At 73.4% G+C, this 24,694-nt stretch carries 20 protein-coding genes and 1 pseudogene; 5 read left to right on the top strand and 16 right to left on the bottom strand.

The features are described from left to right. Positions 1-48 precede the first annotated feature (48 nt). Positions 49-3,267, bottom strand: a complete 3,219-nt coding sequence (locus tag AB0J21_RS08170; protein ID WP_363145017.1) for a S41 family peptidase — start codon at positions 3,265-3,267, stop codon at positions 49-51. A gap of 115 nt (positions 3,268-3,382) precedes the next feature. Here AB0J21_RS08170 and AB0J21_RS08165 point away from each other — a divergent pair, with 115 nt between their 5' ends. Next, complete coding sequence (locus AB0J21_RS08165; RefSeq protein ID WP_363145016.1) at positions 3,383-3,811, top strand: pyridoxamine 5'-phosphate oxidase family protein; 429 nt, start codon at positions 3,383-3,385, stop codon at positions 3,809-3,811. A 22-nt stretch (positions 3,812-3,833) separates the two neighbouring features. Here AB0J21_RS08165 and AB0J21_RS08160 read toward each other — a convergent pair whose 3' ends face one another. The 4 genes from AB0J21_RS08160 to hrcA form a co-directional block, all read right to left on the bottom strand. Beyond that, positions 3,834-4,589 (bottom strand): 16S rRNA (uracil(1498)-N(3))-methyltransferase, encoded by a 756-nt coding sequence (locus tag AB0J21_RS08160; RefSeq protein ID WP_363145015.1) that lies wholly within the window; start codon positions 4,587-4,589, stop codon positions 3,834-3,836. Then, entirely contained in the window at positions 4,586-5,653 is a 1,068-nt protein-coding gene (locus AB0J21_RS08155) for a nitronate monooxygenase (RefSeq protein ID WP_363145014.1), read from the bottom strand. Before AB0J21_RS08155 ends, AB0J21_RS08160 begins: the two co-directional genes overlap by 4 nt. 144 nt (positions 5,654-5,797) lie before the next feature. Further along, positions 5,798-6,937: a molecular chaperone DnaJ gene (dnaJ, locus tag AB0J21_RS08150; protein WP_363145013.1), complete on the bottom strand. Its 1,140-nt coding sequence runs from the start codon at positions 6,935-6,937 to the stop codon at positions 5,798-5,800. After that, positions 6,938-7,954, bottom strand: a complete 1,017-nt coding sequence (gene hrcA, locus AB0J21_RS08145) for a heat-inducible transcriptional repressor HrcA (protein ID WP_363145012.1) — start codon at positions 7,952-7,954, stop codon at positions 6,938-6,940. Between the two features lie 283 nt (positions 7,955-8,237). Between hrcA and AB0J21_RS08140 the strand changes: the two genes are divergently transcribed. The 3 genes and pseudogenes from AB0J21_RS08140 to AB0J21_RS08130 all read left to right on the top strand — a co-directional run. Then, positions 8,238-8,987 (top strand): MBL fold metallo-hydrolase, encoded by a 750-nt coding sequence (locus AB0J21_RS08140; RefSeq protein WP_363145011.1) that lies wholly within the window; start codon positions 8,238-8,240, stop codon positions 8,985-8,987. 35 nt (positions 8,988-9,022) lie between these two features. Beyond that, on the top strand, positions 9,023-9,838 hold the full coding sequence (locus AB0J21_RS08135) for a DUF3097 domain-containing protein (protein ID WP_363145010.1): 816 nt from the start codon (positions 9,023-9,025) through the stop codon (positions 9,836-9,838). 16 nt (positions 9,839-9,854) lie between these two features. Further along, a pseudogene (locus tag AB0J21_RS08130) lies at positions 9,855-10,111 on the top strand (carboxymuconolactone decarboxylase family protein); the annotation flags it as partial. Positions 10,112-10,230: 119 nt separating this feature from the next. Here the strand turns inward: AB0J21_RS08130 and hemW are convergent. The 4 genes from hemW to lepA all read right to left on the bottom strand — a co-directional run bounded on the left by hemW (position 10,231) and on the right by lepA (position 15,935). After that, positions 10,231-11,472: a radical SAM family heme chaperone HemW gene (gene hemW / locus AB0J21_RS08125; RefSeq protein ID WP_363145009.1), complete on the bottom strand. Its 1,242-nt coding sequence runs from the start codon at positions 11,470-11,472 to the stop codon at positions 10,231-10,233. 84 nt (positions 11,473-11,556) lie between these two features. Further along, positions 11,557-11,775: a hypothetical protein gene (locus AB0J21_RS08120; protein WP_363145008.1), complete on the bottom strand. Its 219-nt coding sequence runs from the start codon at positions 11,773-11,775 to the stop codon at positions 11,557-11,559. Between the two features lie 50 nt (positions 11,776-11,825). Beyond that, positions 11,826-13,715: a long-chain fatty acid--CoA ligase gene (locus AB0J21_RS08115; RefSeq protein ID WP_363145007.1), complete on the bottom strand. Its 1,890-nt coding sequence runs from the start codon at positions 13,713-13,715 to the stop codon at positions 11,826-11,828. Positions 13,716-14,069: 354 nt separating this feature from the next. After that, the gene (gene lepA, locus AB0J21_RS08110) at positions 14,070-15,935 is read right to left on the bottom strand and encodes a translation elongation factor 4 (RefSeq protein ID WP_363145006.1); all 1,866 of its coding nucleotides are present in this window, start codon (positions 15,933-15,935) and stop codon (positions 14,070-14,072) included. 292 nt (positions 15,936-16,227) lie between these two features. Between lepA and rpsT the strand changes: the two genes are divergently transcribed. Next, positions 16,228-16,494 carry a 30S ribosomal protein S20 gene (rpsT, locus tag AB0J21_RS08105; RefSeq protein WP_363145005.1) on the top strand — a complete coding sequence of 89 codons (267 nt, stop codon included), beginning with the start codon at positions 16,228-16,230 and terminating at the stop codon, positions 16,492-16,494. Between the two features lie 705 nt (positions 16,495-17,199). Here the strand turns inward: rpsT and holA are convergent. The 7 genes from holA to AB0J21_RS08070 form a co-directional block, all read right to left on the bottom strand. Further along, on the bottom strand, positions 17,200-18,192 hold the full coding sequence (holA, locus tag AB0J21_RS08100) for a DNA polymerase III subunit delta (protein ID WP_363145004.1): 993 nt from the start codon (positions 18,190-18,192) through the stop codon (positions 17,200-17,202). A gap of 249 nt (positions 18,193-18,441) precedes the next feature. Beyond that, entirely contained in the window at positions 18,442-18,687 is a 246-nt protein-coding gene (locus tag AB0J21_RS08095; protein ID WP_363145003.1) for a hypothetical protein, read from the bottom strand. A gap of 79 nt (positions 18,688-18,766) precedes the next feature. Next, the gene (locus AB0J21_RS08090; protein WP_363145002.1) at positions 18,767-19,648 is read right to left on the bottom strand and encodes a YceI family protein; all 882 of its coding nucleotides are present in this window, start codon (positions 19,646-19,648) and stop codon (positions 18,767-18,769) included. Between the two features lie 151 nt (positions 19,649-19,799). Then, positions 19,800-20,627: an MFS transporter gene (locus AB0J21_RS08085; RefSeq protein ID WP_363145001.1), complete on the bottom strand. Its 828-nt coding sequence runs from the start codon at positions 20,625-20,627 to the stop codon at positions 19,800-19,802. Further along, entirely contained in the window at positions 20,603-21,193 is a 591-nt protein-coding gene (locus AB0J21_RS08080) for an MFS transporter (protein ID WP_363145000.1), read from the bottom strand. The genes AB0J21_RS08085 and AB0J21_RS08080 overlap by 25 nt, the downstream gene beginning before the upstream one ends. A 64-nt stretch (positions 21,194-21,257) precedes the next feature. Continuing rightward, entirely contained in the window at positions 21,258-21,923 is a 666-nt protein-coding gene (locus AB0J21_RS08075; RefSeq protein WP_363144999.1) for a helix-turn-helix domain-containing protein, read from the bottom strand. Between the two features lie 106 nt (positions 21,924-22,029). Further along, positions 22,030-24,657, bottom strand: coding sequence for a ComEC/Rec2 family competence protein (locus AB0J21_RS08070; RefSeq protein ID WP_363145217.1), 2,628 nt, complete (start codon positions 24,655-24,657; stop codon positions 22,030-22,032). Positions 24,658-24,694: the final 37 nt, after the last annotated feature.

The following is a 24,694-nucleotide window of genomic DNA, read 5'->3' as shown; positions in this document are numbered from 1 at the left end:
GGGCCCGCCCGCACCAGGAGTGCGGGCGGGCCCCGGTCCTTCTCGCGTCTACTCCCCCGGCCGCTGCGGGGGCGTCTTCGGCGGGTTCTCCTCCAGGGCGGCGAGGGCGATCCGGATCGCCTCGTCGAGCTGCGGATCACGGTCGGCCGCGTAGTCCTGCGGGGCGGTGACGATCTCGACGTCCGGGTCGACGCCGTGGTTCTCGACGCCCCAGCCGACCGTCTCGAACCAGAAGGCGTAGCGCGGCTGGGTGATCGCGGTGCCGTCCACGAGGCGGTAGCGGTTGTCGATGCCGACGACCCCGCCCCACGTGCGGGTGCCGACCACCGGGCCGATGCCGAGCGCCTTGATCGCGGCGTTGACGATGTCGCCGTCGGAGCCGGAGAACTCGTTGGCCACCGCGACGACCGGTCCGCGCGGGGCCGCCTCCGGGTAGCTGGAGGGCCGCATCCCGCGCGGCACGTCCCAGCCGACGATGCGGCGGGCCAGCTTCTCGACGACGAGCTGCGAGGTGTGGCCGCCCCGGTTCTCACGGACGTCCACGATCAGCCCGTCCTTGCCGATCTCCACGCGCAGGTCGCGGTGGATCTGCGCCCAGCCCGAGCCGACCATGTCGGGCACGTGCAGGTAGCCGAGCCGGCCGCCGGACTTCTCCTGGACGTGGGCGCGGCGCCCGGCGACCCAGTCGTGGTAGCGCAAGGGCTCCTCGTCGCGCAGCGGTTCGACCACGACGTGCCGGGGCTCGCCGCCGCCGGCCGGGGCCACGGTCAGTTCGACGGTGTGCCCGGCGGTGCCCAGCAGCAGCGGACCGGGGCCGAGCAGCGGGTCGACGGGCCGGCCGCCGACCGCGAGCAGCGCGTCCCCGGCCCGTACCGCGACGCCGGGCCCGGCGAGCGGGGAGCGGGCGTGCGGGTCGGAGGTCTCCGAGGGCAGGACGCGGTCCACGCGCCACACCCCGTCCTCGTGCCGGGAGATGTCGGCGCCGAGCAGTCCGGCGCGGGTCGCCGCGTGGCCCCCGCCGCCGGCCGGGGTGACGTACGCGTGCGAGGTGCCGAGTTCGCCGTGCACCTCCCACAGCAGGTCCACGAGGTCGTCGTGGGTGGCGACCCGCTCCAGCACCGGCCGGTAGCGGTCGAGGACGCCGTCCCAGTCGACGCCGCCCATGTCGGGGCGCCAGAAGTTGTCCCGCATGATGCGGCCGGTCTCGTCGAACATCTGCCGCCACTCGGCGGCCGGGTCCACGCTCTGCCGTACCCGGCCGAGGTCGACGGTGATGTTGGAGTCGCTGTCCTCGTCGCCGGAGGCGCGGCGGTCACTGGGCACGACGCGCAGTTTCTCGCCGGTCCACAGCAGGACCCGCCTGCCGTCCCCGGTCACCGCGTACCCGCTCGCCTCCCCGGCCAGTTCCTCGACCCGGTGCTGGCCGAAGTCCCAGCGTTCCAGGCGGGACTTGGGCGGTTCCGACGCGGGGGTCGCGCCCGAGGTGCCGAGCACTCCGTGCAGCGGGTGCGAGAGCCACAGCACGCCGTCCTTCGCGGCGCGCAGCGAGGAGTACTCCCCGGCCTCCACGGGGAAGGGCACGATGCGGTCGGCGAGCCCGTCGAGGTCGATGCGGGTCTGCGTGCCGCCCCCGGTCTCGGCCTCCGGGGTGCCGTCCTTGTCGGGGGCCTCGAAGGGTTTGCCGTGCCGCTGCGGGCCGAACGGCGAGGGCGTCGTCGCGGCCAGCGTGATCAGGTGGGGGCGGGTCGCGCCGACGAAGGCCAGGTCGAAGTTGTGCGCGTCGTACATCGGGTCGAAGGCCCGGTCGGACAGGAACGCGAGGTGCTTGCCGTCCGGGGTGAACGCCGGGCTGTAGTCGCTGAACCGCAGCGGCGTCGCCTCGACGGGCGTGAGGTCGGCGGTGTGCGCGAGCTTGAGCTGACGCAGCGGGTCGGGGCCGGGGTGCGACCACGCGAGCCACGCCGAGTCCGGTGAGAACACCAGGCCCGAGACGTCGCCGTCCTCGCTGCGGTCCACCTCGCGGACCTCTCCTGACTCGCGCTCGACGAGCAGCACCCGGCCGTCGTGCGCGGCGGCCGCGATCCGGCTGCCGTCGGGGGACACCGCGAGGGACAGGACCCGGCCGAGGCGGCCGGCCGCGATCCGGCGCGGCGCGGAGCCCGGCGCCTTGCCGGTGGCGGGCGCGAACTCCAGGGCGTCCTCGCCCTCCGCGTCGGTGACCCAGGCCACCCACTCCTCCCCGTCCACCCGGAAGGTGCGCGGCAGCCGGGCCCGTACGCCGGGTTCGACGGCGAGGGCGCGGGCGGGCCCGTCGCGGTGGGTGACCCAGTGCACGGCGCCGCGCACCAGCACGGCGCTGCCCCGTCCGGTGTGGTCGGGGGCGGCGCCCGCGAACCAGCGGGCGGCGCTGACCGGATAGGGCTGGCGGTCGGCGCGCTGACCGCCGAGGCGCACGTCGAGCCTGCGGGGCTCGGCCCCGTCGAGGTCGTCCAGCAGCCACAGTTCACCGGCGCTGGAGTACACGACGCGGCGGCCGTCGCCGGCGGCGTGGCGCGCGTAGAACCCGTCGGCGTCCACGGGGGTGTGGCGGCGCAGGTCGCTCCCGTCGGGCAGCGAGGAGTAGACGGCGCCGACGCCCTCGTGGTCGGAGAGGAACGCGATGCGCCCGCCGACCCACAGGGGGTCCTCGATGTTGCCGTCGATCCCCTCGTGGACCCGCGCCCACGAACCGTCGTCGTCCGGCCCGATCCACAGCTTCCCCGCCGTGCCGCCCCGGTAGCGCTTCCACCAGGCGGCCTCGCGGCCCATGGTGACGGTGCCGAGCAGGACCAGTTCCCCCTCGCCCTCGTACGCGAGCGAGCCGACCGGCCCGTAGGGCAGGACCCGGGGCGGCGAACCGTCGAGGGGGATCGCGTGGGCCCAGGTGCGGCGCAGCGAGGCCCGGCCGTGCGCGGTGACCGCGACGACCTCGCCCTGCGGGGTCCAGCCGCGCACGGAGGTCTTGTGGCTGCCCCAGTGCGTGAGCCGGCGCGCGGGACCGCCGTCCACCGGCGCGACGAACACCTCGGGCACGCCGTCGCGCGCGGAGGTCCAGGCGATCGTGGTGCCGTCGGGAGATATCCGCGGGTGGTGCACGGGCACGTTGTCGGCGCTGACGCGCCAGGCGCGTCCCCCGTCGAGCGGGGCGAGCCAGACGTCGTCCTCTGCGGTGAAGGCGAGCAACTCGCCGTGGATGTGCGGAAAACGGAGATAGGCAGGCTGTGTCACAAGGGCCACCCTAAGCAGCGGGGCCCCGCTCGGGACAGGGGTCCTCGCTCCGCGCGCGCCGCCCGCCGGGTCCGGAGACTTCCCGAAACGGCCCCGGCGGGGGTGGGATGGGCCCATGGAGACCGTCGCCGAACGCCTGGACCGTGCACGCAATGTCTGGCTGTGCGTGGCTCGCCCCGAGGGGCCCCCGCACGTGACCCCCGTCTGGTTCGTCTTCCGGCCGCGACAGCGGGACCGAGGGGGCCAGGAGGAGGGCCCGCGCGGCCCCGAAGGCGTGTGGTGGATCGGTACGGGCGCGAACTCGGTCAAGGCGCGGCTGGCCGAGCGGTCCCCGAAGGTCTCGCTGGCCCTGGAGGACGGCGAGCACCCGCTCGTCGCGGAGGGCGAGGCCCGCGTCCACCACACCCGCTTCCCCGACTCCGTGCGCGAGGGCTTCCTCGCCAAGTACGGCTGGGACCCGGCCATCCCGGAACGCCCGGGCGAACCGCGGGCGCTGCTGGAGGTACGGGTGCGCCGGTGGCTGCTGCGGGGGCAGCCCGCCTGAGCGGGCCCGGGCCGGGGCGTGCTCAGCCCCAGCGTCCCGTGCGCCCCATCAGCAGCGCCACGGCCGCCGTTCCCGCCGTGGAGGTGCGCAGGACGCTGCGGCCCAGCCGGCACACGTGCGCCCCCGCGGCGGTGAAGGCCGCCAACTCCTCGGGGGAGACGCCGCCTTCGGGGCCGACGACGAGGACGATCTCGCCGCGGTCGGGCAGTTCCACGCTCGCCAGGGCCTCGCCCGGGGTCGCGGTGTCCTCGTGGAGGACGGCCGCGAAGTCGGCCTCGGCGAGCAGGGCGGCGGCCTGCTTCGTGGTCATCGCCTCGGCGACCTCGGGGAACCGGGGGCGGCGCGACTGCTTGCCCGCCTCGCGTGCCGTGGCCCGCCATTTGGCGAGGGACTTGGCGCCGCGCTCGCCCCGCCACTGGGTGACGCAGCGGGCCGCCTGCCACGGGACGACGGCGTCGACGCCGGTCTCGGTCATCGTCTCGACGGCGAGTTCGCCCCGGTCGCCCTTGGGCAGCGCCTGGACGACGGTGATGCGCGGACTGCCCACGGACTCCTCGGCGAGCGCGCCGAGTTCGACGGTCAGCCGGTCCTTGCCCTCGGCGGACAGCACGACGCAGGGCACCCAGTGACCGTGGCCGTCGGTGAGGACGACGTCCTCCCCCGGCCGCAGCCGCTTCACGGACACGGCGTGCCGCCCCTCGGGCCCGTCGAGCACGTAGGCGGCGCCCTCGCGGGCGCGCGCGGCGAGGTCCTCGGCGAGGAAGACGGGCGCGGTCACGCGGCACCTCCCAGGGCGGCGGCGGCCGTACGGGTCTCGGCGGCGAGCGTCTCGACGAGCCGCGCGGCGGGCAGCGTACGGGCCATCCGGTGGCCCTGCCCCGCCCACAGCGCCATGCCCTGCGCGTCCCCGGCGGTCGCGGCGGCCTTCCGCAGCCCCGAGGTCAGGTGGTGCACCTCGGGGTAGGCGGCGGGGGCCTGCGGTCCGTGCTCGCGCACGAAGCGGTTGACGAGTCCGCGCGCGGGCCGGCCGGAGAAGGCCCGGGTCAGTTCGGTGCGCACGAACAGCGGGTTGGTGAGCGCCGCCTTGTGCAGCGGCGAGGCCCCCGACTCGGGGCAGGGCAGGAAGGCGGTGCCGAGCTGCGCGGCCTGCGCCCCGGCGGCCAGCACCCCGGCGATCTGCGCGCCGCGCATGAGCCCGCCGGCCGCGACCAACGGCAGCGGCACGGTCTCCCTGACCTGGCTGACGAGCGCGAGCAGACCGATCCCGGCGCCGTCGCAGGCCGGGTCGTCGCGGTGCGTGCCCTGGTGGCCGCCCGCCTCGACGCCCTGGACGCACACGGCGTCGGCGCCCGCCCACTGGGCGGCCCGCGCCTCCTCGGGCGTCGTCACGGTGACGACGGTGACGGTGCCGACCCGCTGGAAGGCGTCGAGGACGTCGCGGGTGGGGCAGCCGAAGGTGAAGGACACGACGGGCACGGGGTCGGCGAGCAGGACCTCGACCTTGTCCTCGTACGCGTCGTCGAGAGCGCCCTCGGGGACGGGGCCGAGCGGCGCGGCGTAGCGGTCCGCCTCCTCGGCGAGGTGCCCTGCGTAGGCGGCCACGGCCTCCGGGTCCCCGGCGGGCTGCGGGAGGAACAGGTTCACGCCGAAGGGGCGCGAGGTGAGTTCCTTCGTCTCCTTGACCTGGTCGCGTACGTCGTCGGCGCCGCGGTACCCGGCGGCGAGGAACCCGAGGCCGCCGGCGCCGGACACCGCGGCGGCCAGCGCCGGGCAGGAGGCACCGCCCGCGAGGGGAGCCTGCACGATCGGGTGCCGCAGAAGCTCGGTCAGACTTGAGGACATGCCCGCATCGTCCCACGAGCCCGCCGGGCGCCGCCCGCCACCCGAGCCCTCGGGCGGCGGCCGGGAGGGAGCCGGACACGGCCGTGCGGCCCGCGCGAGAAGTTCACGCGGGCCGCACGGGTACGCCCTCGGCGGGCGGCAGCCTCAGGAACGGCCGTTGAACGCGTCCTTGAGCCGGGAGAACAGGCCCTGCTGTCCGGGCTGGAACTGCCCGAGGGGCCGCTCCTCGCCACGCAGCTCGGCGAGTTCGCGCAGCAGTCGCTCCTGCTCGGCGTCGAGCTTCCCGGGCGTCTGGACCTCGACGTGCACGATGAGGTCGCCGCGCCCGCCGCCGCGCAGGTGGGTCACGCCGCGGCCGTGCAGGGGCACGGACTGCCCGGACTGGGTGCCGGGCCGGATGTCGACGTCCTCGGTCCCGTCCAGTGTCTCCAGTGGCACCTTCGTGCCGAGCGCCGCCGCCGTCATCGGGATGGTGACGGTGCAGTGCAGGTCGTCCCCGCGCCGCTGGAAGACGGCGTGGGCCACCTCGTGGATCTCCACGTAGAGGTCACCGGCGGGGCCGCCGCCGGGGCCGACCTCGCCCTCCCCGGCGAGCTGGATGCGGGTGCCGTTGTCGACACCGGCCGGGATCTTCACGGTCAGGGTGCGCCGTGAGCGGATCCGTCCGTCGCCCGCGCACTCCGGGCAGGGCGTCGGCACGACGGTGCCGAAGCCCTGGCACTGCGGGCAGGGCCTGGAGGTCATGACCTGGCCCAGGAAGGACCGGGTGACCTGGGAGACCTCACCGCGACCGCGGCACATGTCGCAGGTCTGCGCCGAGGTGCCGGGGGCGGCGCCCTCGCCGTTGCAGGTGTTGCAGACGACGGCCGTGTCGACCTGGATGTCCTTGGTGGTGCCGAAGGCCGCCTCGTTGAGGTCGATCTCCAGCCGGATCATGGCGTCCTGGCCGCGCCGGGTCCGCGAGCGCGGTCCGCGCTGCGAGGAGGCGCCGAAGAACGCGTCCATGATGTCGGAGAAGTTCCCGAAGCCGCCCTGGCCGAAGCCGCCGGCCCCGCCACCGCCCGCCTGGGACAGCGGGTCCCCGCCGAGGTCGAAGACCTGCTTCTTCTGCGGGTCGGAGAGCACCTCGTAGGCGGCGTTGATCTCCTTGAACCGCTCCTGCGTCTTGGGGTCCGGGTTGACGTCGGGGTGAAGTTCCCGCGCCAGACGCCGGAACGCCTTCTTGATCTCGTCCTGGGAAGCGTCGCGGCGCACGCCGAGTACGGCGTAGTAGTCCGTGGCCACTTACGACTCCGCCAGGATCTGTCCGACGTAACGAGCCACTGCGCGTACCGCTCCCATCGTTCCGGGGTAGTCCATGCGGGTCGGTCCGACCACGCCGAGCTTGGCGACTGCCTCGCCGCCCGAACCGTAGCCGACCGAGACCACCGAGGTGGAGTTGAGCCCCTCGTAGGCGTTCTCATGACCGATCCGGACCGTCATGCCCGAGTCCTTGGCCTCGCCGAGCAGCCGCAGGAGCACGACTTGCTCCTCCAGCGCCTCCAGCACCGGCCTGATCATGAGGGGGAAGTCGTGCCCGAACCTGGTCAGGTTGGCCGTGCCGCCGATCATCAGCCGTTCTTCGGTCTCCTCGACGAGGGTCTCCAGCAAGGTGGAGAGCACGATCGAGACGGTCCCCCGGTCGTCCTGTTCGAAGGACTCGGGGAGATCCTGCACGAGCTGCGGGACGTCGGCGAACCAGCGTCCGGCGACCCGGCTGTTGAGCCGGGCCCGCAGATCGGCCACGGAGGTGTCACCGAACGGCGCCGGGCAGTCGACCATGCGCTGCTCGACCCGGCCGGTGTCGGTGATGAGCACGAGCATCAGCCGGGCCGGGGCCAGCGCCAGCAGCTCCACGTGACGCACCGTCGAGCGCGTCAGCGAGGGGTACTGCACGACGGCGACCTGCCGGGTGAGCTGCGCGAGCAGCCGCACCGTGCGGCCCACGACGTCGTCGAGGTCGACGGCGCCGTCCAGGAAGTTCTGAATGGCGCGCCGCTCGGGGGCGGTCATCGGCTTGATGTCGGCGAGCTGGTCGACGAACAGCCGGTAGCCCTTGTCGGTCGGGATACGGCCCGCGCTGGTGTGCGGCTGGGCGATGTACCCCTCCTCCTCCAGCGCGGCCATGTCGTTGCGCACCGTGGCCGGGGAGACCCCGAGCCGGTGCCGCTCGGTGAGCGCCTTGGAGCCCACCGGCTCCTCGGTCCCGACGTAGTCCTGGACGATGGCGCGCAGCACTTCGAGTCTGCGTTCACTGAGCACCGCGCACACCTCCCTGGTCGCCGGCCGGCGATCACCGGTCCGGGCTTGGCACTCGCCCTGTCTGAGTGCCAGCACTTCCCCGGCCAGTGTACGGCCGTGAGGTACGCCCCCGGCAAGGGCGGTGGCACGGCAGGTCGTGCGCCCCCGGCACGGCTGAGGAGGACAGGACGGGGCAGGGTAGGGCCGAAGACCACGAACGGACAGCCGCGGCTGTCACCAAGGGACGGGCCCGGAGCGCCGGTGGACGGTTTCGCCGGGCGCCCGGGCACGGGAGGCGGCGCACATGGAACGGGAGCGAGCGGTGACCGACGGCGGATGGGAGCGGCTCGCACCGGGGGTGGCCCGGCTGCGGCTGCCCGCGTGGGACTGCACCGTGGGCCTGGTCACGGCGGGCGGCACGGCCCTGCTGGTCGACGCGGGCGCGAGCGTGCGGGAGGGCGGCGCGGTGCGTGCCGGGGCGCAGTCCCTGCTCGGCGGCGGGCGCGTGACGCATCTCGCACTGACCCATCCGCACTTCGACCACGTGCTGGGCGCCGGGGCCTTCGCGGGGGTGACGACGTACGGGGCGGTCGGCGTCGAGGGGCTGCTCGGCTCCCCGCAGGGCCGTGCGGCGCTGTACGCGGACGCGGTGCGGCACGGGCTCGACGAGGACGAGGCGGCGCAGGCGGCGGACCTCGCGCGCGCCCCGGAGCACACGGTGTCGGGCGAGTTCACGCTCGGCCTGGACGGTGGCCGCCGGGTCCTGCTCGCCAACGTGGGCCCGGCGCACACCGGCCACGACCTGGTGGTCGTCGTACCGGGCGCCGGACCGGCCGCGCCCACCGTCGTGTTCTGCGGCGACCTGGTCGAGGAGTCGGGTCCCCCGCAGGCCGGACCGGACGCGGTCCCGGCCCGCTGGCCGGACGCCCTGGACCGGCTGCTGGACCTGGGCGGCGAGGACGCGCTGTACGTCCCGGGGCACGGAGCGGTGGTGGACGCGGCCTTCGTCCGGGCCCAGCGCGCCGAACTCGACGCGGCGCACGGCGTGTCGTGATCCCCCGAACGGCGGCATTTCCTATCGTCTGAGGAATGCGCGCGTACTCCTCCGACCTGACCCCGCCGTGGAAGAAGCAGCGGCCCGCTCCCGAGGTTCCCCTGGAGCGGGACCTCGTGGTGGAGGAGGTGACGACCGGCTTCTGCGGGGCGGTGCTGTCCTGGGAGAAGTCGGCGGAGGGCCTCGTCGTGACGCTGGAGGACCGCTTCGGCAAGCGACGGGTCTTCCCGCTGGCCCCGCGCGGCTTCCTGCTGGAGGGCCGTGCGGTGACGCTCGTGCGCCCGCGCTCCACCACACCGGCCGCGCCCTCCCGTACGGCCTCCGGATCGGTCGCGGTGCCCGGGGCGCGCGCCCGGGTGGCGCGGGCGGGCCGTATCTACGTCGAGGGCCGGCACGACGCGGAGCTGGTGGAACGGGTGTGGGGCGACGACCTGCGGATCGAGGGCGTGGTCGTGGAGTACCTGGAGGGGGTCGACGACCTGCCCTCGATCGTCGCCGAGTTCGCCCCGGGCCCCGACGCCCGCCTGGGCGTCCTGGTGGACCACCTCGTCCCGGGCTCGAAGGAGTCACGCATCGCCGCCGGGGTGACGAGCGCGCACGCCCTGGTCGTCGGCCACCCGTTCATCGACGTGTGGGAGGCGGTGAAGCCGTCCTCCCTCGGCATCGAGTCCTGGCCCCGCGTCCCCCGCGGCCAGGACTGGAAGACCGGCGTGTGCCGCGCCCTGGGCTGGCCGGAGAACACCGGGGCGGCCTGGCAGCACATCCTGTCCCACGTCCACACCTACAAGGACCTGGAACCGGCCCTGCTCGGCCGGGTGGAGGAGCTGATCGACTTCGTGACGGCACCGTAGCCGGATCCCGGCGGGAGCCGCCTGGCGGCACAGCACGGTGTTCACCGAGGCCGAACGGGCCGCGCCGGCGCTCGCCGAAGAGGGCGCCCGGCTCGGCGACCACGGCGTGTCTGACGAGACGTGGGCCCGGGTGCGCGAGCACTGCGACGACGACCAGGTCGGCGCGCTGGTCTGCCTGGTCTCCCTGATCAACACCGCGACGCGCGTGAACGTGATCGCGCACAACCCGGGGGCTCGTACGAGCCCGGCATGTTCGCCCGTACGTCGAGCTGACCCGCGCCTCGGACGCGCGCCCCTTCGAGCCCGTCCGGCGCTTGAGGACACCCCCAGATCGCACCAGCCCCATGAAGCCCGTCCGGCGCTTGAGGACCGAGCGAGGCCGCAGGCGAGCCTCAGTCCACCAGATCCCGCACCACCGCGTCCGCCAGCAGCCGCCCCCGCAGGGTGAGCACGGCCCGCCCCGCGCGATGCGCCGCCGGATCGAGCAGTCCCTCGGCCACGGCCCTCGACGCCGCCGCGAGCCCGTCCGGCCGCAGCAGCGACAGCGGGCAGCCCTCGCTCAGCCGCAGCTCCAGCAGGACGCGCTCCACCCGCCGGTCCTCCTCGCTCAGGATCTCCCGCCCGGCCCCCGGCGAGCGTCCCCCGGCCAGGGCCGCCGCGTAGGCGCCAGGATGCTTGACGTTCCACCACCGCACCCCGCCGACGTGGCTGTGCGCCCCCGGCCCGGCCCCCCACCAGTCGGCGCCGCGCCAGTACAGCTCGTTGTGCAGGCAGCGACCGGCCTCGGTCGTCGCCCAGTTGGAGACCTCGTACCAGGAGAAACCGGCGCGGCTGAGCGCCTCCTCGGCGATCAGGTAGCGGTCCGCGTGCTCGTCGTCGTCGGTCATCGGGATCTCACCGCGCCGGATGCGCCGCGCGAGCCCCGTTCCCTCCTCGACGATGAGCGCGTACGCCGAGACATGGTCGGGACCCGCGCCGATCGCCGCGTCCAGCGAGGCCCGCCAGTCCTCGTCGCTCTCGCCGGGGGTCCCGTAGATCAGGTCGAGGTTGACGTGCTCGAAACCGGCGGCGCGCGCCTCGGCCACACACGCCTCGGGCCGCCCCGGCGTGTGGTTGCGGTCGAGGATCTTCAGCACGTGCTGCTTCGCGCTCTGCATGCCGAAGGAGACGCGGTTGAACCCGCCCTCGCGCAGTTCGGCCAGGTACGCCGGGTCGACGGACTCGGGGTTGGCCTCGGTGGTCACCTCGGCGTCCTCGGCGAGCCCGAACTCCTCGCGTACGGCGCTCAGCATCCGGACGAGGTCGGCGGCGGCGAGCAGCGTGGGCGTACCGCCGCCGACGAACACCGTCCGCACCGGGCGCGGGTCCGCGCCGAGCACCTTGCGGGCCAGACGCACCTCGTCCACGAGGGTGTCCGCGTAGTTGTCGCGCGAGGCGAGCACCCCGCCGGAGCCGCGCAGCTCGGTGGCGGTGTACGTGTTGAAGTCGCAGTACCCGCAGCGGCTCGCGCAGTACGGGACGTGCAGGTAGAACCCGAGCGGGCGCTCCCCCGCGCCTTCGAGGGCGTACGGGGGCAGCTCCCCGGTCTCGGGCACGGGCTCGCCGTCAGGCAGTGCGGAAGGCATGGGGTCCATTGTCCCAGGCCCGCGAAGGTCACCGGGAGTGAGCTTCCGCGCGGAAGGGCCGGGGCCCGCGCGAGGCGCCCCGGCCCCGCCCGGCTACCCCTCCCAGGTCTCGGGACCGCCGCCGCGCCACTCGATGAGCCCGCTCGACTCGGCGACGGACTCGTCGGCGTCCTCCAGACCGGCCCGGCGCAGGAACTCGGCGAGGTCGCGAGTGCCGTGGGCCACACCCAGGTTCTCGCCGTCGGCCCGGACCCGCCTGCCTCCGTCCGGGGCGGGCGGGTCCACTGTCACGTGCGGTCCTGATCCGGCCATGCCCCGAGCATCGCGTGCCGGTCCGTCGTCCGCATCCCGGGCCGGCCGGTTCACGCCTCCCGCGCCCCGGCGTACATCTCGTCCAGCAGGTGGCCGTACTCGCGCTCCACGACGGGCCGCTTGAGCTTGAGGCTCGGGGTCAGCTCACCGTGCTCGATGTCGAGGTCGCGCGGCAGCAGCCGGAACTTCTTGATCGTCTCCCAGCGCTGGAGGCCGGCGTTGAGCTCCCGCACGTAGCCGTCGATCAGGGCCACGGTCTCCTCGGCCGCGACGATCTCGGCGTAGCTCCGGTCGCCCAGCCCGTTCTCCTTCGCCCAGTCCGTGAGGGCAGGCTCGTCGAGGGAGATGAGGGCGGTGCAGAAGTTCCGGTCGCCGCCGTGCACCAGGATGTTGGAGACGTACGGGCACACGGCCTTGAAGCGGCCCTCGACCTCGGCGGGCGCGATGTACTTGCCGCCGGAGGTCTTGATGATGTCCTTCTTGCGGTCGGTGATCCGCAGGTAGCCGTCGACGGAGAGTTCGCCGATGTCCCCGGTGTGGAACCAGCCGTCGCTCTCCAGGACCTCCGCGGTCTTCTCCGGCAGCCCGTGGTAGCCGGACATGACGCCGGGGCCGCGCAACAGGATCTCGCCGTCCTCGGCGATCCTGACCTCGGTGCCGGGCAGCGGCTTGCCGACGGTGCCGGTGCGGTACGCCTCCCCCGGGTTGACGAAGGAGGCGGCGCTCGTCTCCGTGAGTCCGTAGCCCTCCAGGATGTGCACGCCGGCCCCGGCGAAGAAGTAGCCGATCTCGGGGGCGAGCGCGGCGGAGCCGGAGACGGCGGCGCGCAGCCGGCCGCCGAAGGCCTCGCGGAGCTTGGAGTAGACGAGGGCGTCGGCGACCTTGTGCCGGGAGCGCAGCCCGTAGGGCACGTGCGCGGTGCCGGTGCGGCGGAAGTTGTCCTGCGAGACCTTGGCGTACTCGCGGGCCACGCCCGCGGCCCACTGGAAGATCCGGTACTTGGCGCTCCCGCCGGCCCGCGCCTTCGCGGCGACCCCGTTGTAGACCTTCTCGAAGATGCGCGGGACGGCCGCCATGTAGGTGGGCCGTACGACCGGCAGGTTCTCGATGATCTTGTCGACGCGGCCGTCGACGGCGGTGACGTGCCCGACCTCGATGTGCCCCGAGGTGAGCACCTTTCCGAAGACGTGGGCGAGCGGCAGCCACAGGTACTGGACGTCGTCCTGCCGCACCAGGCCGGTCGCGGCGATCGCCTTCGCCAGGTAGGACCAGCAGTCGTGCGGCAGCCGGACGCCCTTGGGGCGACCGGTGGTGCCGGAGGTGTAGATGAGGGTCGCGAGCTGGTCGGCGGTGATGGCGCCGACCCGGTCCCGGACCGCCTCGGGGTGGCTCGCGAGGTGTTCGGCGCCGTTCTTCTCCAGGTCGGCGAGGGTGAGCAGCCAGCCCTCCGGATCGGCCTCGTCCGCGTCGACGCCCTCCGTGTCGAGGACGACGACGTGCCGCAGCGCGGGCAGCTCGGCGCGCTTCTCCCGGGCCTTGGCGAGCTGCGCCGCGTCCTCCGCGATGAGCACCCGGCTGTCGGAGTCGGCCAGGATGAACGCCGACTCGCTCGTGTTCGTCGAGGGGTAGACGGTGGTCGTCGCGGCCCCCGCGCACATGATGCCGAGGTCGGCCAGGACCCATTCGACGCGGGTGGCGGAGGCGAGGGCCACCCGCTCCTCGGGCCGCACCCCGAGGGCGATCAGGCCGGCCGCGATCGCCTCGACCCGTTCGGCCGCCTGCGCCCAGCTCAGCGAGGCCCAGTCGTCGGGGCCGCTCCCGGAGGAGCTGGGGACCGGGTACCGGTACGCCTCCGCGTCCGGGGTCGCCGCGACCCGCTCCAGGAAGAGGTTCGCCACGGACGGCGGACGGTTCTCGATCTTGGTCTGTGTGTCGCTCACGACAACCTCCGGGCCCGCGCCTCTGCGTGCGACTGGTAACGATCGATCGTTGTTTAACTGGCGAGTAACTATCAGATGGTGATCAGAGTAGAGCCCGCGTGGCCTGCATGTAAGGGGTGACCTGAGCACAATTCCTCACACCCGCCCCACGGGCCCCACCAGCCTCTCGTCCACGGTGACCCGCCCCGGGGACGACGAAGGGCCCGCCACGCCGGAACGTGACGGGCCCGCGGTTCACCGGAGGTCATCGAAGGCCCGGCGGCCGGTCCTTGCTTCCCCTGCCGCCGCCGCTCCTCCGGTACCGACCGCTACTTCTCTCCGGTACTGGCCGCTACTTTTCTCCGGTATTGGCCGCTACTTCTTCTTGCCGCCGCTCTCGTCGCTGGAGAGCACCGCGATGAAGGCTTCCTGGGGCACCTCGACGGAGCCGACCATCTTCATGCGCTTCTTGCCCTCCTTCTGCTTCTCCAGCAGCTTCCGCTTACGGGAGATGTCACCGCCGTAGCACTTGGCGAGGACGTCCTTGCGGATGGCGCGGATGGTCTCGCGGGCGATGACCCGGGAGCCGATCGCGGCCTGGATGGGCACCTCGAAGGCCTGCCGGGGGATCAGCTCGCGCAGCTTGGCCACGAGCCGCACCCCGTACGCGTACGCCGCGTCCTTGTGCGTGATCGCGGAGAACGCGTCGACCTTGTCACCGTGCAGCAGGATGTCGACCTTGACGAGGCTGGAGGTCTGCTCGCCGGTGGGCTCGTAGTCCAGCGAGGCGTAGCCGCGCGTCTTGGACTTGAGCTGGTCGAAGAAGTCGAAGACGATCTCGGCGAGCGGCAGCGTGTACCGGATCTCCACGCGGTCCTCGGACAGGTAGTCCATGCCGAGCATGACGCCGCGCCGGTTCTGGCACAGCTCCATGATCGAGCCGATGAACTCGCTGGGCGCGAGGATCGTGGCCCGCACGACCGGCTCGAAGACCTGGTCGATCTTCCCCTCGGGGAACTCGCTCGGGTTGGTGACCGTGGTCTCGCTGCGGTCCTCCATCACGACGCGGTAGACGACGTTGGGCGCCGTCGCGATCAGGTCGAGGCCGAACTCGCGCTCCAGCCGCTCGCGGATCACGTCGAGGTGCAGCAGGCCGAGGAAGCCGACGCGGAAGCCGAAGCCGAGAGCCGCCGAGGTCTCCGGCTCGTAGACCAGCGCCGCGTCGTTGAGCTGGAGCTTGTCCAGCGCGTCGCGCAGCTCCGGGTAGTCGGAGCCGTCGAGCGGGTAGAGGCCCGAGAACACCATCGGCTTCGGGTCCTTGTAGCCGCCGAGGGCCTCGGTGGCCCCCTTGGACAGCGTGGTGATCGTGTCACCGACCTTGGACTGGCGCACGTCCTTGACGCCGGTGATGAGGTAGCCCACCTCACCGACCCCGAGGCCGTCGGCGGGCAGCATCTCCGGGGAGTTGGTGCCGATCTCCAGCAGCTCGTGCGTCGCGTTGGTCGACATCATCCTGATGCGCTCGCGCTTGTTGAGCTGGCCGTCGATGACCCTGACGTAGGTGACCACGCCCCGGTACGAGTCGTAGACCGAGTCGAAGATCATCGCGCGGGCGGGCGCGTCCGCCACCCCGACCGGGGCGGGGATCGAGGCGACGACCTTGTCCAGCAGCTCCTCGACGCCCACGCCCGTCTTGGCGGAGACCCGCAGCACGTCCGAGGGGTCGCAGCCGATGAGGTTGGCCAGCTCCTCGGAGAACTTCTCGGGCTGCGCGGCCGGCAGGTCGATCTTGTTGAGCACCGGGATGATCGTGAGGTCGTTCTCCATCGCCAGGTACAGGTTGGCGAGGGTCTGCGCCTCGATGCCCTGGGCCGCGTCGACCAGCAGGACCGTGCCCTCGCAGGCCGCGAGGGAGCGGGAGACCTCGTAGGTGAAGTCCACGTGGCCCGGGGTGTCGATCATGTTGAGGATGTGCGTGCTGCCCAGGTCGGGGCCCGTGCGCGGGGCCCAGGGCAGACGCACGGCCTGCGATTTGATCGTGATCCCGCGCTCACGCTCGATGTCCATGCGGTCGAGGTACTGGGCGCGCATCTGCCGCTGCTCCACCACCCCGGTCAGCTGGAGCATCCGGTCGGCGAGCGTGGACTTGCCGTGGTCGATGTGCGCGATGATGCAGAAGTTGCGGATCAGCGCCGGGTCGGTACGGCTCGGCTCCGGCACATTGATGGGGGTCGCGGGCACGCAGGGTCCTGATTCTTGAGACGGCCGGCGGGATGTCGGCAGCCGGCTCTGGCTCGGGCTGGGTCGGTCGGATCGATACGCAGGCTCCATCGTCCCACGAGCGACGGACAGCGACGGGTTTGGGCCGCTCATGAAGGGGCTGCTAGCCTGGTCCACTGTGTGTCTCACAGCCCTCTCGGCTTCGAGGCGCACGACGGTGAGACTCCCCCTCCGCTCCTTCGGCGGTCGGCCGTGCTCGCCGGGCACCACTCTCCGCACCATTCATCTGTACCTGTAGCTGAAAAGGTTCTTCGTGGCGAACATCAAGTCCCAGATCAAGCGGAACAAGACGAACGAGAAGGCCCGCCTTCGCAACAAGTCCGTCAAGTCCTCGCTCAAGACCGCGGTCCGCAAGGCCCGCGAGGCCGCTGCCGCGGGTGACGTCGAGAAGGCGAACGAGCTGACGCGTGTCGCCACGCGCAAGCTCGACAAGGCCGCCTCCGCCGGTGTCATCCACAAGAACCAGGCCGCCAACAAGAAGTCGGCGCTCGCGGCGAAGGTCGCCGGCCTCCAGGGCTGAGCCCCTTCACCCGGCCACGGTCCCCGGACCGCGCGGCCGGAAGGTCCCGTCTTGTTCCTCTCTGACCTGACTACGACCTGACTGACACAACCGCCGGCGTTCAGGACTCAGCGGGCCCTCTCTACCGCTCCTGACCCGGCACCCCGGCCTCCACGCGCGACCTGCGTTCGCCACGCGGGCGTGGAGCCACCCGAGCAGCACCCAGCAGCACCTGTCCAAGGCCGCCGCCTCCCCACGGGAGGCGGCGGCCTTCGGCTTTGCCTGGGGCTCCGCCCGGGAGGCGTGGGGGCCTGGGGGCTCCGCCCAGGTGGGGCGCGGGGGCTGGGGGCTTGCTCGGGAGCGGGAAGCTTCGGCTTCGCCCGGGGGTGTGGGCGTGGGAGCTGGGGGCTTGCTCGGGAGCGGGAAGCTTCGGCTTCGCCCGGGGGCGGGGGAGCTACCGGTTCGCTCGGGAGCCCGGGGCCTTCGGCCTCGCCCGGGGCGTGGGAGCTGGGGGCCTGCTCCGGGGGCCCGGGGCCTTCGGGCCCACCCGGAGGCGCGGAAACTGCGGGCCTACTCGGGAGCGTGGGAGCTTCAGCTTTCCCGGAGGCCGTGGGATCTTTTGCCGGGATTACGGGAACGGCGGGACGCGGGAACGCCGGAGCACCGGGACGCCGGAGCACCGGGACGCGGGACGCGGGACGAAGGGGGCTACCGGGGCTACAGGGGCTACCGGCGTGCCGAACCCATCCGGGCCGCGCGGGCGATGGTGACGACCGCTTTTTCGAGGGCGTACTCCGGGTCGTCGCCCCCGCCCTTCACGCCCGCGTCGGCCTCGGCGACCGCACGGAGCGCGAGCGCCACGCCGTCCGGCCCCCAGCCGCGCATCTGCTGCCGTACACGGTCGATCTTCCAGGGCGGCATCCCCAGCTCCCGTGCGAGGTCGGCGGGGCGTCCGCCGCGCGCCGAGGAGAGCTTGCCGATCGCCCGGACGCCCTGTGCGAGCGCACTCGTGATCAGGACGGGCGCGACCCCGGTGGACAGCGACCACCGCAGCGCCTCCAGGGCCTCCGCGGCCCGGCCCTCCACGGCCCGGTCCGCGACGGTGAAGCTCGACGCCTCGGCCCGCCCGGTGTAGTACCGCCCGACCACCGCCTCGTCAATGGTGCCCTCGACGTCGGCGACCAACTGGGTGACCGCGCTCGCCAGCTCGCGCAGATCGCTGCCGATGGCGTCCACCAGAGCCTGACAGGCCTCGGGGGTCGCGGAACGGCCCGTGGCCCGGAACTCGGCGCGTACGAAGGCGAGCCGGTCGGCCGGCTTCGTCATCTTGGGGCAGGCCACCTCACGCGCCCCCGCCTTGCGCGCGGCGTCCAGCAGCCCCTTGCCCTTGGCGCCCCCCGCGTGCAGCAGGACGAGCGAGATCTCCTCCACGGGCGCGGCGATGTAGGCCTTGACGTCCTTGACCGAATCGGCCGCGAGGTCCTGCGCGTTGCGGACCACCAGGACCTTGCGCTCGGCGAAGAGCGAGGGACTGGTCAGCTCGGCCAGGGAGCCGGGCTGCACCTGGTCGGAGGCGAGATCGCGTACGTCGGTGTCGGCGTCGGCGGCGCGGGCCGCGGCCACCACCTGCTGCACGACACGGTCGAGCAGCAACTCCTCCTGGCCCACGGCGAGCGTGAGCGGGGCGAGCGGATCGTCGAGTGCGGGTTTCCTGGGCATCGCCGTCCAGCATCCCACGCCCCTACGACACCCCTGCGGGGAGCGGCACTCCGGAGAGGCCGCTCCCCGCAAGGACCGCGTACAAGGGCCGCGACGGTCAAGCCTCGCAGAGGGGCCCTACGTCCAGGCGCTGCCGAAAGGCCGAAAACCCGGCCCCAGGGCACTCGTGGTGGGAGGGGAGGGGGACGCTCAGGGGAGAGGGAGGGGACGGCGGGGAGCCGACGGGGAACGCGTTCCGCTCCCCGCCTCTCAGGGTTCCTCGCGCCACCCGTCCCACTCGGCAGCGAACGCGTCCAGTTCCCCGCCGTCCAGACGACCCTCCGGATCGGCGAGCACGAGCAGCCACTGCGCGTCCTCGGCGTCGTCCTCCCCGGCGAGCGCGTCCCGGACCAGCTCCGGCTCCCGCATGACGGCGAACCGCCTGCCCAGCTCCTCCAGCGCCTCCTCCGCCGCGTCACGGTCGGGGAACACCAGGACATGTCTCACGTCACTCACCCCTCGATTCTCCCGTATCGGAGACGCGGCACAGCGACGCGAGGACGGCAGGCTCCGGGCACGGCGACAGACGACGATCTCAGCCCTTGGGGACGATCTGGATGTCGAGGTCAATGGTGATGCTCGGCCCCACGACCGCGATGCCGCGCGCGAGCATCGTCTGCCAGCTGATGGTGTAGTCGTCCCGGTGCAGTTCCGTGGTGGCCCGGCACGCGGCCCGCGTCTCGCCCTCCATGCCGTTGCCGACCCCGAGGTAGTCGACGTCCAGCGTCACGGTCCGGGTCACACCGTGCAGCGAGAGCGCCCCGGTGGCCGCCCACCGAGCGCCTCCGCGGTGCACGAAGCGGTCGCTGTAGAACTCCAGCGTCGGATACTGCACCACGTCCAGGAAGTCCGCCGAGCGCAGGTGGTCGTCCCGCATCCGCACGTTCGTGTCGATGGACGCGGCGTCGATCACGACGTGCATCGCCGTGTCCTCCATGCGCTCGGCGATCCGCACGGCCCCGGCGAAGGTGTTGAACCGGCCGTGCACCCGGGCGAGCCCGATGTGCCGCGCGGTGAACGCGATCGAGGAGTGGCTGGGCTCGACGTCCCAGTCCCCGGGGGACGGCAACGGCGGCGGGGCGGCGACCTGGAGCGTGACCTCGCCGAGCACCGCACCCGTCTCCGCGGTCACCACGGCGTCCGTGCGGTAGGGGGTGTAGCCGTCGGCCGACACCGCGAGCCGGTACTCACCCGGCGGCACGGTCACCATGAAGGAACCGAACGGGTCGGCGCCGGACTTGACGACGACACGGCCCCGCGCGTCGGTGACGGTGAACTCCGCCGAGGTCAGCGGACCGCTCACCGGGTCCACGGCCCGGCAACTGATGACCCCGGCCCCGGCCGGAGGTTCGAGTCCCGCGAGGGGCCCGTTGCGCCGCGCGTTGTCCGTACGCTTTTTCGTTCCTAGGCCGAACATCCCCTGGACACCCACCCCTGCACTTCGCCGCTGACTGCTTGACGAATATGCATTCGACCATCGTTGCGGCTTTCGAGCAAACAGAGCCCCCACCAGCGGAATCAGCGGAACCTGCCCACCTGGGCGAAGTTGCCTGAATTTTCCATTCCGTTTAGCGTTTTCCCAGCTCAGACCCGTTACCAGCGGTCGCACCGTCCGCGCTGACCACCGCTGCGCTCACCGGGGCCTCCTTTGCGCCTGCGACCTCCGGGCGCTCCCCCTCTTCGGCGGCCACCGGAAGGGCCCGCGTCCGGGAGACGGCCGAGCGGATGACCCACAGCACGCAGAACGTCCCGCCCACCGTGGCGATCCACAGCGTGGGCCTGAGCCCGAGGGCCGAGCCCAGCACACCCCCGGCGAGCGCCCCCAGTGGACGGAACCCGTGGTTGAGCGTCCGGAAGGCACCTGTCACCCGAGAGCGCAGGGCGTCGGGTATGAGCGCCATTTGCAGCGAGCCCGAGGTGATGTCGACGAGCATCGCGCCCGCGCAGGAGACGAACTCCGCGGTGAACAGGAGTGCCACGACGAACGGTTCACCGCCCCGCGCGAGCGGCACGAGCACCAGGGGCACGGAGAACAGTGCGAAGCCCGCCACGATCGCCGGCCCGACGCCGACGCGTACGACGATCCGGGACGTCGCCGCCGCCCCGAGCAGTCCGCCGATCGCCCCCGCGCTCAGGACCAGGCCCAGGAGCCCGGGCGAGAGCCCGAGTTCCCGCGTCGCGTAGAGCACGAAGATCGTATGGAAGGCGAAGTTGCAGAACTGCACCGTCGCCGACGCAGCGAACAGCGCCCTCATGACCGGCTGGGCGAAGACCCACCGGATTCCGGCGGTGAAGTGCCCCTTGACCGGGCGGGCAGGTGCGGGCTCCACGGGCCGTATCCGGGTCAGCCACAGCGCCGACCAGCAGTACGTCACCGCGTCGGCCACCAGTGCCACCGGCGCGGTGAGCGCCTGACGAGCAGCCCGCCGAGGCCCGGACCACCGAGCCACGCCATCGACCTGGCCCCGTTGACGAGGGCGTTCCCCGCCACGTACTGCCGGACGGGCAGCAGCGCCACCAGCACGGTGGCGTTGCACACGTCGAAGACCACCGTGCACGCGCCGATCCCGAAGGCCACCGCGTACAGCTGTCCCAGCGTCAGCGCGTCGCACGCGTACGCCACCGGCAGCGACAGCACCAGCGCCGCCCGGACCAGGTCCGCGACGATCATGATCCGCTTCCGGTGCGCCCGCCCGTCCGCCCAGGCGCCCGCCGACAGGCTCAGCAACAGCGCCGGAAGCAGCTCCACCGTCTTCAGCCAGCCCATCTCGGCCGCGTCCGCCCCGAGCACCAGCACCGCCACCAGCGGCAGCGCCAGCAACGAGATCTGGTCGCCGACCAGCGAGACGGTCTGCCCCGTCCAGTACGTACGGAACGCCCGCTCCCGCAGGAGCGCGGGCACCTTCGCGGCCCCCCGCTCCCGCAGCCGCCGCGCCACCCCGCTCGCATCCCTCGCCCTCACCACACGCCCTCCCCCGTCCGTGACCTCGTCGTGTGTCAGCCATCCGTCGTGCGTCAGTCGTCCGTCAGTCCTCGTGCGCCGGCCGTCGTGTCCCGGGCTGGTCGGCCAGGTGGGCGACGCGCAGGAACGTGACGCGTCTCGCCTCGGCCGGCCGCAGCGCCGGATCGGTGTCGCGCTCCTCGTAGGAGCCCAGCAACTCCCTGATCCGGTCGCGCACTTCACGGAGTTCGCCGGGCGTCATCCACAGCTGGCTGTCGCCGAGTTCCTCCGCCTCCTGCCAGGCGCGCGGCAGGGTGTGACGCCGTTCGAGGGCCCGTGTCGTCTGCTCGAAGTACGCCTCGGCGACCGAGACCCCGAGTACTGCGGAAGCGGCGGCCGTCGCGGGGTCCTCCGAGTACTCGGGCCACGAGGTGTACGTCGCGGTCGCCCGCCACGGTTTCTCCCGGCCCCGCCCTCCCCCGGTCTGCTCGACGAGTCCGTACTTCTCCAGCATCCGCAGGTGATAGGAGCAGCTCGCGACGGACTCCCCGGTCAGCTCGGCGCCCCTGGTGGCCGTGAACGGCCCCTCCGAGCGCAGCAGTCCCACCAGCCGCAGGCGCGTGGGGTGCGCGTAGGCCCGCAGCGCGCCCGGGTCGGTCAGTCTGGCCTCGCGTCCGGGACCGGTCCCGGCTGCCGCCGTCCCGCGCTCCTGCGCGGGGCCCTCCCGCCCTGCCTCACTCTGCTCTCTCATGCATGTAAAGCTATCTTTAGAAAGGTTTCTTTACAAGGTTTCCCGCAGGGCGTGCGGCTTTCCCACATGCCGCCCTGTGCGCCCGCGCAGCACCCCCTGCGGCCCCTCACCGCCCGACCACGCCCCGCTCCGTGACCACCCCCAGCGCGGGTCCCCGGCGGAGACCGGAACCTGACGGGCCCGTCCCGCCCGTGACGGCGATCGAACCGTGCCGGTCGGTGCGCAGGACGAGCGCCCCGGCGCGGTTCAGTGCCCGCATCGTGCGGGGCGCGGGATGCCCGTAGTTGTTGTCGGAGCCGACCGAGATCAGGGCCAGACGAGGAGCGGTCCGCCGCAGCAGCTCCGGTTCCTGATAGGCCGACCCGTGATGCGCGACCTTGAGCACGTCGACGCGCGGCACGCCGCCGGGCCCTCGTAGCAGGGCTCGCTGCGCCAACGGTTCCAGGTCCCCCGCGAGCAGCAGGCTCAGCCCCGCGGTGCGCACGAGCAGGACGACGCTGGCGTCGTTGGGTCCCTGCCCGGCCGCGCCCGTCGCGCCGGTCGGCGGCCACAGCACCTGCCAGCTCACCGGACCGGACCGGCGCTGTTCACCCTGCCCCGCGCCGATGACACGTACCCCGGCCTTCGCCGCCGTCCGCTCGACGAACTCCGCCTGGTTCCGGGGCTCCCGCAACCCCGTCGTCTGCACCGCGCCCACCGCTCTGCCGCGCAGCACACCGGCGAGCCCCGCCACGTGGTCGGCGTGGAAATGCGTGAGCAGGACGAGCGGCACACCCGTGACCCCCAGAGACCGCAGGCAACGGTCCACGCGGCGCGCGTCCGGCCCCGCGTCCACCACGACGCCCGTACCGGGGCCGGTCGCGAGCACGGTCGCGTCGCCCTGCCCCACGTCGCACATCGCGAACCGCCACCCCGTTGGCGGCCAGCCGGCCACCGCCCGCGTCAACGGCACCGGGCGCAACACCGCGAGGACCAGTACCAGCGCACAACCACAGACCACCCAGGGCTGTCGGACCGCCCTGTGCCGCCCCACCAGGATCGCGACGATCGTGACCAGAGCGAGCAGTCCGCCTCCCGTCCAGCCTCCCGGCCACTCGATCCCGGAGCCCGGCAGCCCCGCCCCCGTACGCGCCACCAGGGCGATCCACTCCGTCGGCCGGCCCGCGCACCAGGCGAGGGCCCGCGCCGCGGGCAGCGCGATCGGTGCCACGGCCAGCGTGGCGAAGCCCAGCACCGTGGCCGGTCCCACCGCCACCTCGGCCAGCAGGTTGCACGGCACGGCCACCAGACTCACGCGCGCGGCGAGTACGGCCACGACCGGCGCGCACACCGCCTGGGCGGCGGCCGCCGCGGCGATCCCCTCGGCCGCACGCGCCGGGACTCCGCGCCGCCGCAGTGCCGCGCTCCACCCCGGTGCCACCGTCAGCAGCGCCCCCGTGGCGAGGACCGACAGCAGGAAGCCATAGCTCCTGGCCAGCCACGGGTCCCACAGCACCAGCAGCACGACGGTCGCCGCCAGCGCGGGCAGCATCGAACGTCGCCGCCCCGTCCCGAGCGCCACCAGGGCCACCGCCCCGCACGCCGCGGCACGCACCACGCTCGGCTCCGGCCGGCACACCGTCACGAAGCAGATGGTCAGCGCCCCGCCGGCCACAGCCGTCGCCCGCAGGGACAGCCCGAGCCGGGGAGCGAGCCCACCGCGCTCGGCCCTGCGGGCGAGCCCCGGCGGGCCGAGCAGCACCGCGAGCAGGAGGGTGAAGTTCGACCCGCTGACCGCCATGAGGTGGGTCAGGTCCGTGTCCCTGAAGGCCTCCTGGAGTTCAGGGGTCACGCGGGAGGTGTCCCCGACGACCAGCCCGGGCAGCAGCGCCCTGGCGTCCGGACTCAGTCCGTCCGCGGCCTCCCGCAGTCCTCGGCGCAGGCCGCCCGCGAGGCGCTGCACGCGGCTCGGCCCGGCGACCACTCGCGGGCCTTCGCCCGCTTCGGCCCTCGCCACCGCCGCGGCGGGCCCGTCCTCCGTCCACGGCGGGCCCCACCGGACCCGCGCGGTCACTCGCGTCGAGGGAAGCAGCCCCAGCCAGGCCGACCGCGCCGAGGCCCCACCAGCCGCGTGCTCCCCGTCCCCGTTCCTTCCCCGGCCGTTCGCGTTCTTCTCCCCCGTGCTCTCCTCCGGAAGGCGGAGCACGAGAAGCGCCGGCGTCCGCAGCGCCGTCTCCCGGCCGTCGTGACCGGCGAGGCGCACCACGTGCACGTCGACCAGGATCTGTTCGGGTACGGGACGGCCGCCGCGCACCGAGGCCCGGATCAGCCGCGGATCCCCGTCGATCTCCAATTCGGCCTCGGACGCCACGTGCTCCTGGGCCAGTCGCGGCACGGGCCCGCTCTCCACCTGCGCCCGGCGGGCCGCCGCCGAGGTCGCGGACGCCGCGGCGCACAACAGCATCGCCGCGATCAGGACCGCCCCTCCCGACATGCGCCGACGCCGCTCCCGTTCCGCCTCCGGGGCCCGGACTCCCGGCAGGACGGTGGCTGTGCGACGCCCGGAGCGCCACAGGAGGAAGACCCCGGCCCCCGCGCACATCGCCGCGCCGGTCGCCGTCCAGCCGGCCGGCAGGCCGAGGCACAGGGCCGCCGTCGCCCAGGTCACCAGGGCCAGGACCACCAACCGGAGATCGGCGGGCCCCTCCTGTCGCGGATCGGCGGCCCCCAGCCGGTGCCCGGAGCGCGCATGCACCTCCGGCCGGTCGCCGCCGGTCGCCGGCCCCGCCCGG

The sequence above is a fragment of the Streptomyces sp. NPDC049954 genome, from assembly GCF_040656295.1.
Taxonomy (GTDB): Bacteria; Actinomycetota; Actinomycetes; order Streptomycetales; family Streptomycetaceae; genus Streptomyces.
This window is presented reverse-complemented; position numbering and strand designations above follow the sequence as displayed.

Excerpts from the sequence above, each read along its gene's own strand:
- AB0J21_RS08075 (WP_363144999.1), bottom strand. The coding sequence starts at position 21,923 with ATGAGAGAGCAGAGTGAGGCAGGGCGGGAGGGCCCCGCGCAGGAGCGC.
- AB0J21_RS08135 (WP_363145010.1), top strand. The coding sequence starts at position 9,023 with ATGCGCGCGTACTCCTCCGACCTGACCCCGCCGTGGAAGAAGCAGCGG.
- AB0J21_RS08165 (WP_363145016.1), top strand. The coding sequence starts at position 3,383 with ATGGAGACCGTCGCCGAACGCCTGGACCGTGCACGCAATGTCTGGCTG.
- holA (WP_363145004.1), bottom strand. The coding sequence starts at position 18,192 with ATGCCCAGGAAACCCGCACTCGACGATCCGCTCGCCCCGCTCACGCTC.
- AB0J21_RS08140 (WP_363145011.1), top strand. The coding sequence starts at position 8,238 with ATGGAACGGGAGCGAGCGGTGACCGACGGCGGATGGGAGCGGCTCGCA.
- AB0J21_RS08155 (WP_363145014.1), bottom strand. The coding sequence starts at position 5,653 with ATGTCCTCAAGTCTGACCGAGCTTCTGCGGCACCCGATCGTGCAGGCT.
- AB0J21_RS08090 (WP_363145002.1), bottom strand. The coding sequence starts at position 19,648 with ATGTTCGGCCTAGGAACGAAAAAGCGTACGGACAACGCGCGGCGCAAC.
- hemW (WP_363145009.1), bottom strand. The coding sequence starts at position 11,472 with ATGGACCCCATGCCTTCCGCACTGCCTGACGGCGAGCCCGTGCCCGAG.
- AB0J21_RS08120 (WP_363145008.1), bottom strand. The coding sequence starts at position 11,775 with ATGGCCGGATCAGGACCGCACGTGACAGTGGACCCGCCCGCCCCGGAC.